Origin of the sequence: Bifidobacterium bohemicum DSM 22767, assembly GCF_000741525.1 — a bacterium.
Lineage (GTDB): Bacteria > Actinomycetota > Actinomycetes > Actinomycetales > Bifidobacteriaceae > Bifidobacterium > Bifidobacterium bohemicum.
Genome location: NZ_JGYP01000004.1, coordinates 285395 through 299311 on the forward strand (window position 1 = coordinate 285395; position 13917 = coordinate 299311).

The following is a 13917-nucleotide window of genomic DNA, read 5'->3' on the forward strand; positions in this document are numbered from 1 at the left end:
TTGCCTCCTTAGTCCATGTTCTTTTCAACATGACCCTGAATAATCGTGAACACCACCGAGAAGATGATGATGACCACGGTCAGCGCGGTCGATATAGCGGCGCCATACCCGACCTGCTGCACCTGGAAGAATTGGTTGTAGGAATAGTATGACGGCACGATGGTCGTGGTGCCCGGACCACCCTTGGTCAACAGATACACGGGTCCGAAAGTCTTCAATGCGCCGATCGTCGCAGTCAGGATCACGACCAAGAGCTCAGGCATGATCGAAGGCAGAGTCACCACATAGAACTTTTGCCACCAATTCGCGCCATCAAGCCCCACAGCTTCATACAGTTCGGGGTCAACCCGTTGAAGACCGGACATGAAAATCACAACCGGATAACCAAGTTGAATCCAAATGAGAATGAACATCAGAACAGGCAACGCGGTTTTGGGGTTCCCCAGCCAATTGCCCTGAAGCACACCGAGGCCCATTGCATGCAGAAGGGCATTGAAAGCACCATCATCAGGCCGGAATATCCAACCCATGATAATCGAAGCAACAGCCACCGGCAACAGTTGCGGCAAGTAATAGAGCGCACGGAGGAACGACGCAACCTTGGAGCCGAACTTCTTTTGAATGACATCAGTGAGCAATGATGAGATAAACAGACCCAAAACCGTTGGAATAATCACGATAGCCACGATGATCCAGAATGAATTCTCAAAGGACTTCCAAAACATCTCGTCCCTGAAAAGGCGGCGCCAGTTCGCGGCACCTATGAATCGCACGGGGCCCACACCCCGCCAACGGGTAAAGCTTAAGTACACGTTCCAGATGGCCGGCACGATAATAACGACCGCAAGGCTGAGCACACCGGGAATTAGATAGGGCACGAATCGCGAGGGCTTATTGCCAGGCAGCCTAGAGAGCGCGGCTCCCCTGGTCTTGCTATGTAAAGACATTCTGGTCTTCCTTATCAACAAATCGAATACGTTCACAGGTCAGCGCATCCACAGCATTGGATTGCCTCGACGCGCCTACCGCAGAATCAGAACCGAGCGGCATGGGGCCAGACACATATATGAATCCGACCCCTTAATCACCTTTTGTGGAATCAGTTGTCCTTGACACCCATGTCCTGCACCCCGGTGTTATAGGCCTTCTTCATGGCTTCAAGAGTCTGCGTCGGCGTCTTGGTGCCGTTGGTCAGCTCCTGGAACTCAGAAGACATCGCATCCGTGAGGTTAGATGCCGGATAATCCGGATAGTACGACAATTGACCCTTCTTCGAGAAACCGGAGTACTCCTCAATCATCTTCTTGTTCTTTTCGTTGATCACCTTGGACATATCGGCATTTAGCGGCACGCTGCCGGCATTGCCGATACCCGTCTGCAGGCCCTTGGAGATGGCCTTGTCCAGAAGCTTGGCGGACCAGTCCTTGTGCTTCGACTTTTCAGGAATCACCAGTAGGTTACCGGTGCACCCTTGGAGCATCTTGGTGCCCGGCAACACGGCGGCATCCCAATCGAAGGCCTTAATCTGATCGTTGAAGCGCGATTCATTCCATGTACCGGTCTGGTAGATCGGGTTCTCTCCCTTAATGAAGGAAACCGTGGTGTCCTCACCTTTAAGCCCCGTGGCATTACGAGAGATATAACCTTTCTGGAGCCATTCGTTAATCTTATTGGTCGCGTACGTCAAGGGTTCGGCGTTCCAGTTGACGTCATGCTTGTACATATGCCAGTCCTCGATAAACCGTTCATCGGCCTTGGTGCCCACCAAGGACCACCACAACCACAGCACGCCATATTCCTGAGCGTCGGCGGCGATAGGAGTGACGCCGGCCGCCTTGAACTTAGCGCACGCATCTTCGAACTCGTCCATCGTGGCCGGAATCTTGATGCCGTACTTCGCGAAAAGGTCCTTGTTATAGAACACCCTCTGATACTCGGCATAGGTAGGCAGGCCGACCCACTTGTCGCCATTCATGATGCCCTTGTCGTTGTATTTGGCGACAGAGGCGTCGCCGGGGGTGATCTCCTTATCCCAACCGTATTTCTTGACATACGGCCCCATGTCGCTCAGCAGCCCCATCGAAGAGAGCATACCGGCCGATCCGTTGCCCCGATTCGACTCCATAATATCGGGAGCTTGGTCGGAGTTGAGGAACTGACTGGCATTCTGGGCTATCTGAGTGAAAGACTTGACTTCAAACTTCACCTTGATGCCGGTGTCTTTGGTGAACTCCTTCGCCGCCTGCTTCCAGGCCACGGTCTCCGCGGAAGCATCGTTTTCATAGTACCAGAACGAAATGCTATCTGGCTTGGCTTCACTTTGCCCGCCGGTCGAACCACAACCGGCCAATGCCGTCACCGACATTGCAACGGCCGCAAATACGGCAATCCCTTTTTTGACATTCATTTTTCTCTCCTAATTCAAGAAACCCTTGCTCATCTGCATCGAAACGTTTCGACAACACGGACATCAGTCCGCGCCGTTCTTTGAAAAATTGTGCACATCCTTCATTGACGTGCGCACAAGACTAACGCGTCATCGCCGTTTCAAAACGCCTCTACGCCCTTCTCGGGCAATCAGCCACAACCTCCCTTCTGTGCTTCACGGGCACGACTTAACGAGCCGCGATCGATAAAAGTGGGCACGGAAAGATCGACCTCTCCACGGATATCGTGATGTTCCTCGATCGCACCAAGCAGCAAGGACATGGCGCGTGAGCACTGGACCGCAGGGGTGATAGGCATCTCAGAGATACCCTTACTCATTGGATAGGAATCCAACAAAGTACCGCACGACAACACGGAAACGTACTGGGGAACATCCATCCCAGATACCGACAGGACGCCTAACACGGTATTGAGCACAGACGGATCCGCTTGATTCACGATGGCGGTCGCACCATTCTTGGGGATAAGATATTTTGACACGAAAGCATTGGCGTCGAAGTTACGGTATTCAGTCAGCTCGGACTCCATCACCACCATCTGCCGATCTTCCGCCGCCGCGATAAAAGAATCCCTGAACAGGTTCAAATACCCGGACATCGGCTCGCTGAGATGTTCGACGCTCCTGAGCAGCACCACCCGCTCATGGCCCAAATCCCGTAACCTGTCGGCGGCCAACCGACCCATGCACGCAAAATCGACGTCCACGCAAGCACAGTCGTCATGATCCTTGGGAAAACCGATGCACACACAAGGCTTACCGTATTCGGCAGCCCTTGCGGCGCGAAGGTCGTTTTCCTCGACATCCAGCAAAACGACCCCATCGGCAAGATTGCTCTGTGCAACACGGAGAATATCATCTACAGGGTCCTCGCCGGTCAGCAACAAGACATCGTACCCACCGGCTTTCGCCCGCAACGCTGTCTGCATAAAGTAGGCACTCAAACTCGAGTGCCTTACTTCGCGGCGTCCCGGCGCAATGGCGATCACATGACTCAAGTGGCCACGCATCTTCCTCGCGCTGGCATCCGGTATGTAATTGAGACGATTGACGGCATCAAGCACCCTGTCGGCGGTTTTGTTGGAAATTGAGCGTTTACCGGACAGGACATAGGAGACCGTAGAGACGGAGACTCCGGCCGCCTTTGCCACATCCTTGATACCGGCCATCATCGCCTCCCTGCAATCTGACACCGACAATCATTTATTGTCGAAACGTTTCGACATCTGATATTCTCATCATAACTTCTTTCTTCTTGGTTGTCAATTCGACGCCCCTACGATACCCTCCCGATTCCAGGCAATTCCAGTTCTATGATTTCAAAGGCGGAAACGAATCCCTGGCATATGCCGAAAGCTCCGAACAACGACTTTTCGCCTGTTATCTCTCGCCAAAGACCAAACCGGAACTTCGGGGTTCTGTTGCTTTGCGTCCATCGGAAAATGCAGGGAGCGCCAAAACCGTAAATGCCGATGCTGCCCTATAATGAGGAACCGATAAGACAGACACCGAACACCACATCTTTCAACGATCCGGAGGCGTGGCATGACGACAGACATACAAGAAGTCGCACAAGCGGCCGGCGTCTCCGTGTCCACGGTGTCGCGCACCTTCACCAAGCCGGATCTCGTTTCGGCCAAAACCCGCAAAAAGGTCATGTCTGCGGCCAACAAGCTCGGCTTTCGCATTTCACGTTCGGCGGCGGCCCTCAAAAGCGGCCAGACGATGCGGGTTGCTTTCCTCACGGCCGACGGCGTCTCCTCGTGGTTCAACTCGCACGCGTTCGCCGGATTGGATTCGGTGCTTCATCCAGCCGGGTATGACATATCCGTCTTCACCATGACGACCGCCCGCGAGCGCAAGGACTTCTTCCAAAATCTGCCTGTGCTGCGTAACGTGGATGCCGTCGTGGTCAATTCCTTCGACATCGACCCACAGGAGATCGCCCGCCTCGATGATGTTCACGTGCCGATTATCGGCATCAACGTGCCTTCCAACGTGGGTTTCGACGCTACGGTGAGCATCGACGACTGCGCCGCAATGCACGACGCGGTCAATCATCTGAGCGCTCTGGATCATCGCAACATCGCGTTCGTCGGTCAGACAACTCATAGCCAGTTGCGATATAGTGCGGACTTACGGCTTCAGGGCTTCATCGATGAATGTCGCAACCACCCATCGATACATGAGACGGTCATGCTGTTCGAACCTGGCCCCGACTGCATCGACGAGGCGATCAACGCCATTCTTACTGCTCAGCCGTCCCTGACCGCAGTGTGCTTCATGAAGGACGAAATCGCGATTCCCGTCCTGTTCCGGTTGCGTCAGTACAATCGGCGAGTTCCACAAGACTTGTCCATCATCGGTTTTGATGATATTGAGCTTGCCGGACAAATCGGGTTGACCACTCTTCGTCAAGATCCCTATGCAATGGGGGCAGCCGTGGGTCGCAAGGTGCTCGATGCCATCACTTTGGCGGCGAATTCATCCAGAAATGACGACATGGCCAGCTCAGCGCACCATCGGAGTCACAGCGGGGGGCATCAGGCGGCCGATCTCAAGCGGGGCAGCTCCGACGAAGGCCACATGATATCCGGTAAATCAGCAAGCAAGCCGGTGACAGGGATTCCGGCTCAGTTCGAGACGGAATCCCTTGCCTCTCCGTCGACCGAGGCTTATAGCGTATTCCCCGTTCATCTTATGTTGCGTGAAACCACGATGCCTTTGAGAAAATGACAACCCTCAAATGGTTGGCAACGTAGTCATATTATAATTTTGATTTAATAGTGACATTTTTCCCGTTTCTTTGCATTTTTATGATATCGTTGTCATAGCAGTTACCGATGCAATCAATCCAAGGAAGGAAACCATGACATCAAACAACCAGTTCGACGACTGGTGGAAACAGGCCGTCGTCTACCAGATCTACCCACGCAGTTTCAAGGATATTGACGGCGACGGGATCGGTGACATCGCCGGCGTCACCGAGAAGATCGACTACCTTAAGGCGCTCGGCATCGACGCGATCTGGCTTTCTCCGTTCTATCCCTCTGCGCTGGCCGACGGCGGCTATGATGTTGACGACTATCGTAACGTGGATCCGCGGCTCGGCACCATGGACGACTTCGATACGATGGTTTCGGCCGCTCACGACGCGGGCATCAAGGTGATCGTCGATATCGTGCCGAACCACACCTCCAACAGGCACGTCTTCTTCCAGGAAGCCCTCAAGGCCGGACGCGGCTCCGCCGCACGTGATCGCTACATCTTCCGTGAAGGACGCGGCGAAAATGGCGAACTGCCGCCCAATAACTGGCAGTCACTTTTTGGAGGCCCGGCTTGGGAGCGGGTGGACGACGGACAGTGGTACTTCCACATCTTCGCCAAGGAGCAGCCGGACGTGAACTGGAAGAACCCCGACATCCACGAGGAGTTCAAGAAGACGCTTCGCTTCTGGAGCGATCACGGCACCGACGGCTTCCGCATCGACGTGGCACACGGCCTGGCCAAGGACATCGATCGTGAACCGCTTGACAAGCTCGCTGAGAAATATCAGGTCGGCGGCGATGGACAAAGCGATGACGACAGCCCATTGTGGGATCGGCCCGAAGTCCACGAGATATACAAGGAATGGCGTCAGGTCTTCAACGAATACAATCCGCCGCGTTTCGCCGTCGGTGAGGCCTGGGTCAAGCCTGAGCACCAACACCTTTACTCTTCCCCGGACGAACTTGGTCAGGTCTTCAACTTCCAGTTTGCCATCGCGGACTGGGACGCCAAGCAGATGCGCACCGCCATCGAGGAGGGGCTCGACGCCGCCAAGCATAGCAACGGTTCCACCTCAACGTGGGTGATGAGCAACCACGACATCGTCCGCAACGCAACGCGCTACGCGCTCCCTTTCTTGCCTGCGCGCGACAAGCACCAGGTTCCCAAAGACTGGGTGCTTCGAAACGGCAAGACATATTATGAAGACCGCCCGCTCGGCACCCGCCGCGCCCGCGCGGCCGCACTGATGGAGATGGGTCTGCCGGGTTCGGTCTACATCTACCAAGGCGAGGAATTGGGACTGTTTGAAGTCGCAGACATCCCGTGGGATCGCCTCGAGGACCCGAACGCGTTCCGCACCAGCCGCAGCACCATCGATAAAGGCCGCGATGGCTGCCGCGTACCGCTACCGTGGACTGCAGAGGACATGCCGGAACCTGCAAGCTGGGACGGCAATTTCGGCACGGGTGCATCCTTCGGGTTCTCGCCGACCGCAAAGCCGGATGGCACCTCACCCGATGATCCGCATCTACCACAGCCGCTCTGGTTCAAGGACTTCGCCGTCGACACCGAGGAGACGGATCCGGACTCGATGCTGAACTTCTATCGCAGCGCTCTTAAGACTCGCGCCACAAAGCTCACCGCCACGGGCGACCACGACAGCATCAGCATGCTCGACATGGGCGATGACGTCATCGCCTACAGCCGCCCCAGCACCGACGACAGGGGACGCCGCTTCGCCAACGTCACGAACTTCGGTGCAGACCCGATCGCCCTGCCCGCAGGCGAAGTGCTCGCCACATCGGCCGAGCTTACGGCCGACGGGCTGCTTGCCCAAGACGCGAGCGCCTGGCTCCTACTTGACGAGTAAAGCCGCGACGTCGCCGATAAACGCAACGGGGTGGAGGAGGTTTTATCCATTTTCCGCCCCGTTTGTTTACGGCTTATCGCTTCACTACTTTACTATCGTCTCTTCGCCGACCGTCTCTCACCTGTTCTTAACTACTCATCCACAATCACGCTCGGGCGTTTTCGTTCGAGGTCCGACGTCTACCGTCCCGTCCAACTCCCATCCTTCATCCCCGACCATTCATCTCGCATTTTCGCACTGCGATCAGCGCCCTTCGACCAGCAACTGCCTCACGCATTCCAACGCTCGACAACCGGTTCAGACTTGTAATAGCCAAGAACCGCATAATGCGCCGTATCGATCCGAAAAAGACTGCCGGCGCACGGATCCACACCAAGCCACTGGGTGGCCAACACTCGAAGGACGTGGGCGTGTGCCACCAACAGTACGTCCGAGCCGGCGAGCACCATAGGCGCCACCTTACTAACCGCACGCCGCGTACGAGCCGCCACGTCCTCGAGCCGTTCTCCACTGGTGTGACGCACCGGAATCTGCTCACCGGTCTCCAACCGCTCAACCCAGTCGACCCCCATGTCAGCCGGAACCGCTTCAGCCCCGTGCCTCCACACGTTCCAAGGCCTACCCAGTGCCGCGCCGATCTCCTGTTCGGTGTGCCCTTCGGCTCGGCCATAATCCCATTCAGCCAGATCGTCTAATACCTGAAACTCGCCGAATCCGGCCAATTGTGCAGTCTGCCGGGCCCGCAGTAGGGGACTGACGAAAATGCACGAGGCGTCGAACCCGCCCGGAAACGCCTCGCGTAGTCTCTTGCCGCTCTGAACCGCCTGCTGACGGCCCTCCCGCCCCAGCGGCAAATCCGTGCGACCGGTGTATTGACCGCTATCGCTCCACTTGGTCTGGCCGTGTCGAAGCAATACAAGATGGCCAAGCCGCGCCGCTTCACCCATTGGCCTTGGCACACCTTTCGATTCCGAAGCATCGTCGCACAGAACAACATTGTCTTCACTCATGCCTCCACTCTAGCCCGGGGTGTTCGACCTTTTCACCTCATCGCGGCAATGCAAGACAGACCGTCGCGAAGAATTCCATCGAAGCGACTGCTGCAGCTGCTCGCGCATTCCTTTAACGGCTTACAATGCCACACCCTCGCCTATCATGGAGATATGAAGGTGTTTCACAGCAGAGGAAAGCACATGACGGGTTCGAAGTCCTTCGGCGCGGCGAGTATACAAACGGCGGCACAGCAGGGCACGGGCTTGTCGGCGCCCGAAGACGACGGTCAGTCCAGCATGCAGGCCCCAGCCGCTTCCAGCGAGACCGCCAAACCATCAACCACGACAGCCCACCCAACCTATATGCCTTCTTCAACAGCTATAGACAGCCAAACACCACAGGAACGCGACCAGGAGTCCGACTCCCCTTTGAGCAGTACGGCGGACGACATTGTAGAATCACTTCACAAACTCGACCAGAAAGTGGATACCATGCGCATGAACATGATCAACGACCCCGACACATTGGGCGACAAGGTCCTGAAAACCATCATTCCCATGGCGACCGGAGCCGTGGCCGGCAAGCTGTTCAAAATGATTTGGGACCGTCAAATCGTCAGCCGCAGGAACGCGCGCAACGCCGCCAAATCCACATCCATGTCGGAGGCGACGGACGCGAGCACGGACGAATCGACCTCGCAGGAAAAGGCCGAGGACACGACGGCGCAACAGCAAGGCACCATCGCCAGTATCGTGTTCGCCATGCTTTCGGCCGCGTTCGCAGCGGTCATCTCAGAACTGAGCACCCGCGGGTCTGACGCTCTGGTTACCCGTCGCCATTCCCGTCGCGCCGGCGGTCGTTAATCGGCACATCTCACATTGCCGCTTAGCGGAAAACACACCGAAATTACCCACCGCCTGCGAGAATGTTGATATGACCAAATCACAAACTCCAATCAGCAACGAAACCATCGAAACCCTGTTGAACCGCCGTTCGATTCGCGCGTTCAAACCAAACCCCGTGCCTGAACAGACGGTCGCCACGCTTGAGACTGTCGCCCAACATGCCGCCTCAAGCGAGTATCTACAGGACTGGTCGGCCATACGCGTCAAGGACCAGGTCATCAAACGCACCGTCGCGGAAATCGGAAACCAGGCCTACATCGCACAGGCCCCGCTACTGTATGTCTTTGTGGCGGATGAACATCGCAACGCCGCGATCGCCGCGCGCAAAGGCATCGACCCGCATTCGGACCAGTTCACTCTCAACTCCAGCTACCGTTTCAGCCAGGCCCAGAATGACGCCGTCCTCGCGCTGCACGCAATGGAGACCGCCGCATATTCCCTTGGTTTAGGAGCGGTGATCCTCGGCTCGATTCTGAACGATCCGGCACGTCTCGTCGAACTGCTGCACCTGCCGGAATTCACCTACCCGGTGCTGGGGCTGGCATTGGGCGAGCCGGATCAGGCACCCAGCCTGAAACCAAGGATGGACCGCTCCGCACAGTTCTTCGACGACAGTTACCCTGCGAACGACAAGGGCGACACTCCCGAAATTCCTGGCACGTTTGACCTGGACGCCTTTGACAAGAAGGTCAGCGAATACTACGATCTGCGCGACACCAAGCGACCGGTCGACGCCTTCAGCGACCAGATCGCCGCCAAATCCACCGATTCCAAAGTAATCGCCAAGCGGTTCGAACCGGTCGCCAAGGCGCAAGGCTTCCGTTTCGACCGCTAGGCCGTCTCTCATAAGCCGTTTCGCTAAGACGTTTCCAGAGGGGAACTGGCACCCATACGGGGCCGAAACGCACGCCGGTTCCCTGAAGCATTCTTTTACCACTGGTTGGCACGGGATTAGCCGCAAGCCAACGCGTACGACTCCCTCTCATTGGACACACTCCTCGGCCGACGCGATAACGCAGGCAAGGAGCGACGCCGGAGCCCGCACCTCCGTAACGCGCAGACCGACGACGCCACCGGACAACGGACCTGAGCCTCAGCGATATTGAAGAACAAAATTGCGCCATTATCCAAGTTCCAATCGATACGCAGTTGCATTACTACTATCAATAAGTTGACCATGCGATGAAGTCATGTCACATCGGAATGCCCTGGATCCAGCCGGTTTCGACGAGTTATATCCTGAGGTTGGTCTTAATGCCGGCGCGGCTTAAAACCACGCTTTCGCGAGCGCGGTCTGCCGCCGCCACTGGGCTTCAACCCCCGCAAAAGCGGAGCACCCGACGGGTCATGATGCGTCAAATGCCATTGTCCACAGTATTCGCACCGGTACACCCACAATTCCGCGCCGCGTTCAACCAGACTCCGGTCGGCGGCGCGCTGAGCCTGCACCTTATCATGGTACATGATCTTTTGCGTATTGGCACAGCGCTTGGGGGTGAAATAATGCATGCTTTCACTGTAACCACACCGGCTTACCTTCGTCTGAAACCGAACGGTCACATGCCATCGTCGGCGCACGCGAAGTCAAATATCGCAAGCAACGCAACCGTACCAGGCCACACCCGGGGGTTCTCCCGAATCCGGAAAACCGACGGACTCGTGCCCCTCCCGCCAACTTTTAAAGCCCGAATCCGGCATCGTCAAGTGCAACGTTTGACGGGTATGCCAGCAGAATGCGTGTTCGCGGGATCGACTTTCACGAATACCCGCGACTGCCCGGAACCTCAAACCTACCATGTGCGAAACCACTTCATGCCGTCCACTCCCTCATGGCTGAGCAGGTCGAAGCCGATTGCAACGCACACGTTCCCGGCTGGCATCGGTTCAGTCCACTCATTCCCGCGCCACTATGACCACACCCCACTATATATAAGTGGGCAGGGGCTTATGGCAGATCGTTGCCGGCGGCGACATACAGGTCATACCATTCCTGCGCGCTGATCTCCACGTCGGCCCCCGCCATCATCTCCTTCAGACGGCTTGGTGTCATCGATCCCAACAAGACCTGCATTCTGGCTGGGTGGCGCAGGATCCAGGCCACGGCGATGGCGTTCTTGGTCACGCCGTATTTGTCGGCCACCCGTTGCATCGCCTCGTTGAGCGCGGGGAACTTGGGGTTATCGATGAACACACCCTCGAAGAAACCGAATTGGAACGGGCTCCACGCTTGAATCGTCATCCCTTTCAAACGGGAGTAGCTGATGAGTCCGCCATCGTGATCGACACTCGCCGCGTCGGCCATGTTGACGTGAATCTCCTGTTGCACCATGCCGGTGTGGCCGAGCCCGAACTGCAATTGGTTGACCTCGAGCTTCTGCCCGACGGCGCTCTGCAGCATCTCGACCTGCATCGGGTTCATGTTGCTCACCCCGAAATGACGGACTCTCCCGCTGTTCTGCAACTCGTTGAACGCCTCGGCCAGCTCGTCGAACTCGACCAGGGTGTCAGGGCGGTGCAGCAACACGAAATCGACGTAGTCGGTCTGCAGATTCTCCAGCTCACGATCGAGCGAGGCGATAAGGTGGTCTTTGGAGAAGTTGTATCTCGTGATGGCACCGTTGTCGCCCTTGTAAATACCAAACTTGGTCTGGACGAAAATCGACTGGCGATCGACCTTGAGGTCTTGAAGCGCCTGGCCCAACCGACGGCTGCTTTCTCCGTCGGAGTAGCAGTCCGCAGTATCGAAGAAATTCACGCCGCCGTCGAGCGCGGTCCTGACTATGTTCTGAGCCTCGTCGCGTCCCTTGCCGTCCAAGCGCATCACTCCAAGTGCGACACGTGAAGCATCCACGCCTGACGAGCCCAATTCACTGTATTTCATAATTACCTTCCTAAGAACTTCCCGCAATGTCTTTTCATGTCTTAAGCGTCGAAACGACCGGCCGTGAGTTCAAGTGGCCGTCGGATCCGGACGTCATGCATGCCCACGGCTTTCAGATGGCCTTCCCTATGACATCGGCCGCACGCAATGCGTGCGCCACGTCGATGGGGGTGACTTCGAAGGGCATATTGCCCATCGTCTCATCCGGTCCACACGCGTGCTCTCCGACGCTGAGCAGCTCCTCGTCGGTCGCGTCGGCAATACCGATTCCCGCCAGGGACGTAGGCAGCCCGACTTCACGGAAGAAGGTGTAGACTTCCTTGACTTCGTCGAGCGGCCGATCCTCCAGGACCAGTTGCGCCAAGGTCCCGAAGGCGACCTTCTCACCGTGGAGCATTTGGTGCGTGCCTTCCAAGGCGGTCATGCCATCATGGATCGAGTGGGCCGCGGCAAGACCGCTGGATTCGAACCCAAGACCGGACAGCAATGTGTTGGCTTCGATGATGTTCTCCAAGGCGGCCGTACGAACACCGGCCTTGGCGGCGGCCACGGCCTTCACCCCGTCTTCGAGCAGGGTGTCGTGGCAGAGTTTTGCCAGAGCGAATGCGGCATTCGTCGCATGGCCCCCTGTCATGGTGATGGCGTTGGACTGCACGCAAGCCGCAGCCTCATAGTATGTGGCGAAGGCATCACCCAAACCGGAGATCAGGAAGCGCACAGGCGCCTTGGCGATGATGTCGGTGTCCATGATGACCACGTTCGGATTAGCCGGCAGTGGTAGGTATTTATCAAAGACGCCATCCGGCGTATACAACACCGACAGGCGAGAGCAAGGGGCGTCTGAAGATGCCGCTGTGGGGACGATAGCGACTGGGACATGCTCGAAGTACGCCATGGCTTTTGCAGCATCGAGCGTCTTGCCCCCACCGATTCCGAATACGGCGTCCGCCTCTCCAAGATTCTGCCGATTCCGTTCGATCTCCTCCATGGAGCATTCGCCGCCGAATACGACCAACCGGTAAGGCACATGCTCCTGTTCGAAGCTGGAAACGATCTGATCATGGTACAGTTTATCGATCATGGGATCGACAAGCAGGTATGCACCATTGGATCCGATGGCCGAGTATTCCTTGGCCAGCTGACCCATAGCGCCTTCCTGCTGGATGTAACTGCCTGGCGAGCACAACACTTTTCGCATGGTCATTGCCTTTCTTCTCACAGGTTCCAAGCCGTCTCCAGCTACCGAACCATCCTTGCCGCCTTGACGACAAACCCGTACGGCGTCACAGCCGTTCTCAAAAACAAAACACCAAAGTTTCGCCACCGCATTGTGCCATCCAATTCTTCCAAACGGCATCTATTTGCTTCCGACACCACCAAGGCGTTGACAACTTCATACTACAATGACGCCCGGAAGACCAAAAAAAAAACAAGCGCCCTCTTGAAAAAAAAMCAGAGGCGATCAATAAACGCGGCGCAGTCTTCAATGCCATGCGTCGATTTGAAATGTCCTCGCTTGGTTGTCGATGGCACCCCGATAACAGTGATAGGCGGCGCATATCTTTCATCTAAATCATGAATTTTGGGGTGGATGGTTTTGTCCGGTGGTCGTCGTGTCCGTGTCCCGGTTCCCGTCGTCGGCCCGCCGGCCCGGCCGCGTCGACCGACCGGCCGGGGGGGCGCGGGGGATCCGTCCGGGCATGCGAAGAACCCCCGTGGGAGCCGTCAGGCTCGACCACGGGGGTCCCCGTTCAAGTGTGATGCGGCGGCGAGCTACTCTCCCACACCCTGTCGAGTGCAGTACCATCGCCGTGCCGGGCCTTAGCTTCCGGGTTCGGAATGGGACCGGGCGTCTCCCCCGGGCAATGACCGCCGCAAATCTTCTATTATGCACGACCCGCCAGGGATCGTGGGATGTGATGGTCCGGGAACCGGACGGTGGACGCTTCATGCAACAACGATCGATTCATGACCAGGCAACGTTCATCATCGCCATGGCCTTTCCGCAGTAGGAAGATGCCGTCCCCGCGACCAGCGCGGGAAACGTGTATTG

Annotated in this window: 11 protein-coding genes and 1 rRNA gene; 4 read left to right on the top strand and 8 right to left on the bottom strand. The window is 56.8% G+C overall.

All coding sequences use genetic code 11. The features are described 5' to 3' along the window. Positions 1-8 precede the first annotated feature (8 nt). From BBOH_RS06935 to BBOH_RS06945, 3 genes are all read right to left on the bottom strand, one after another. A complete protein-coding gene (locus BBOH_RS06935; RefSeq protein WP_033521544.1) occupies positions 9-947 on the bottom strand; it encodes a carbohydrate ABC transporter permease in 939 nt (312 codons plus the stop codon). 152 nt (positions 948-1099) lie between these two features. After that, positions 1100-2407: an ABC transporter substrate-binding protein gene (locus BBOH_RS06940; RefSeq protein WP_033521542.1), complete on the bottom strand. Its 1308-nt coding sequence runs from the start codon at positions 2405-2407 to the stop codon at positions 1100-1102. A 170-nt stretch (positions 2408-2577) separates the two neighbouring features. Next, positions 2578-3639 (bottom strand): LacI family DNA-binding transcriptional regulator, encoded by a 1062-nt coding sequence (locus tag BBOH_RS06945; RefSeq protein WP_237743173.1) that lies wholly within the window; start codon positions 3637-3639, stop codon positions 2578-2580. A gap of 352 nt (positions 3640-3991) precedes the next feature. Between BBOH_RS06945 and BBOH_RS06950 the strand changes: the two genes are divergently transcribed. Further along, entirely contained in the window at positions 3992-5182 is a 1191-nt protein-coding gene (locus BBOH_RS06950) for a LacI family DNA-binding transcriptional regulator (protein ID WP_052118191.1), read from the top strand. Positions 5183-5315: 133 nt separating this feature from the next. Further along, positions 5316-7085, top strand: coding sequence for a glycoside hydrolase family 13 protein (locus BBOH_RS06955; protein WP_033521540.1), 1770 nt, complete (start codon positions 5316-5318; stop codon positions 7083-7085). A 269-nt stretch (positions 7086-7354) separates the two neighbouring features. On the opposite strand, the gene BBOH_RS06960 is transcribed toward BBOH_RS06955, so the two are convergent. Further along, positions 7355-8032: a histidine phosphatase family protein gene (locus tag BBOH_RS06960; protein ID WP_143242389.1), complete on the bottom strand. Its 678-nt coding sequence runs from the start codon at positions 8030-8032 to the stop codon at positions 7355-7357. Positions 8033-8278: 246 nt separating this feature from the next. Here BBOH_RS06960 and BBOH_RS08905 point away from each other — a divergent pair, with 246 nt between their 5' ends. Both BBOH_RS08905 and BBOH_RS06970 read left to right on the top strand, forming a co-directional pair. Then, on the top strand, positions 8279-8941 hold the full coding sequence (locus BBOH_RS08905; protein ID WP_052118190.1) for a DUF4235 domain-containing protein: 663 nt from the start codon (positions 8279-8281) through the stop codon (positions 8939-8941). Positions 8942-9011: 70 nt separating this feature from the next. Continuing rightward, positions 9012-9818 (top strand): nitroreductase family protein, encoded by an 807-nt coding sequence (locus BBOH_RS06970; protein WP_033521536.1) that lies wholly within the window; start codon positions 9012-9014, stop codon positions 9816-9818. Between the two features lie 416 nt (positions 9819-10234). On the opposite strand, the gene BBOH_RS09300 is transcribed toward BBOH_RS06970, so the two are convergent. The 4 genes from BBOH_RS09300 to rrf all read right to left on the bottom strand — a co-directional run bounded on the left by BBOH_RS09300 (position 10235) and on the right by rrf (position 13741). Continuing rightward, entirely contained in the window at positions 10235-10492 is a 258-nt protein-coding gene (locus tag BBOH_RS09300; RefSeq protein ID WP_033521534.1) for a hypothetical protein, read from the bottom strand. A 436-nt stretch (positions 10493-10928) separates the two neighbouring features. After that, positions 10929-11864 carry an aldo/keto reductase gene (locus tag BBOH_RS06980; protein WP_033521532.1) on the bottom strand — a complete coding sequence of 312 codons (936 nt, stop codon included), beginning with the start codon at positions 11862-11864 and terminating at the stop codon, positions 10929-10931. Between the two features lie 112 nt (positions 11865-11976). Further along, the gene (locus BBOH_RS06985) at positions 11977-13068 is read right to left on the bottom strand and encodes a glycerol dehydrogenase (RefSeq protein WP_237743174.1); all 1092 of its coding nucleotides are present in this window, start codon (positions 13066-13068) and stop codon (positions 11977-11979) included. A gap of 556 nt (positions 13069-13624) precedes the next feature. Next, positions 13625-13741 (bottom strand): 5S ribosomal RNA (rrf, locus tag BBOH_RS06990). Positions 13742-13917 lie beyond the last annotated feature (176 nt).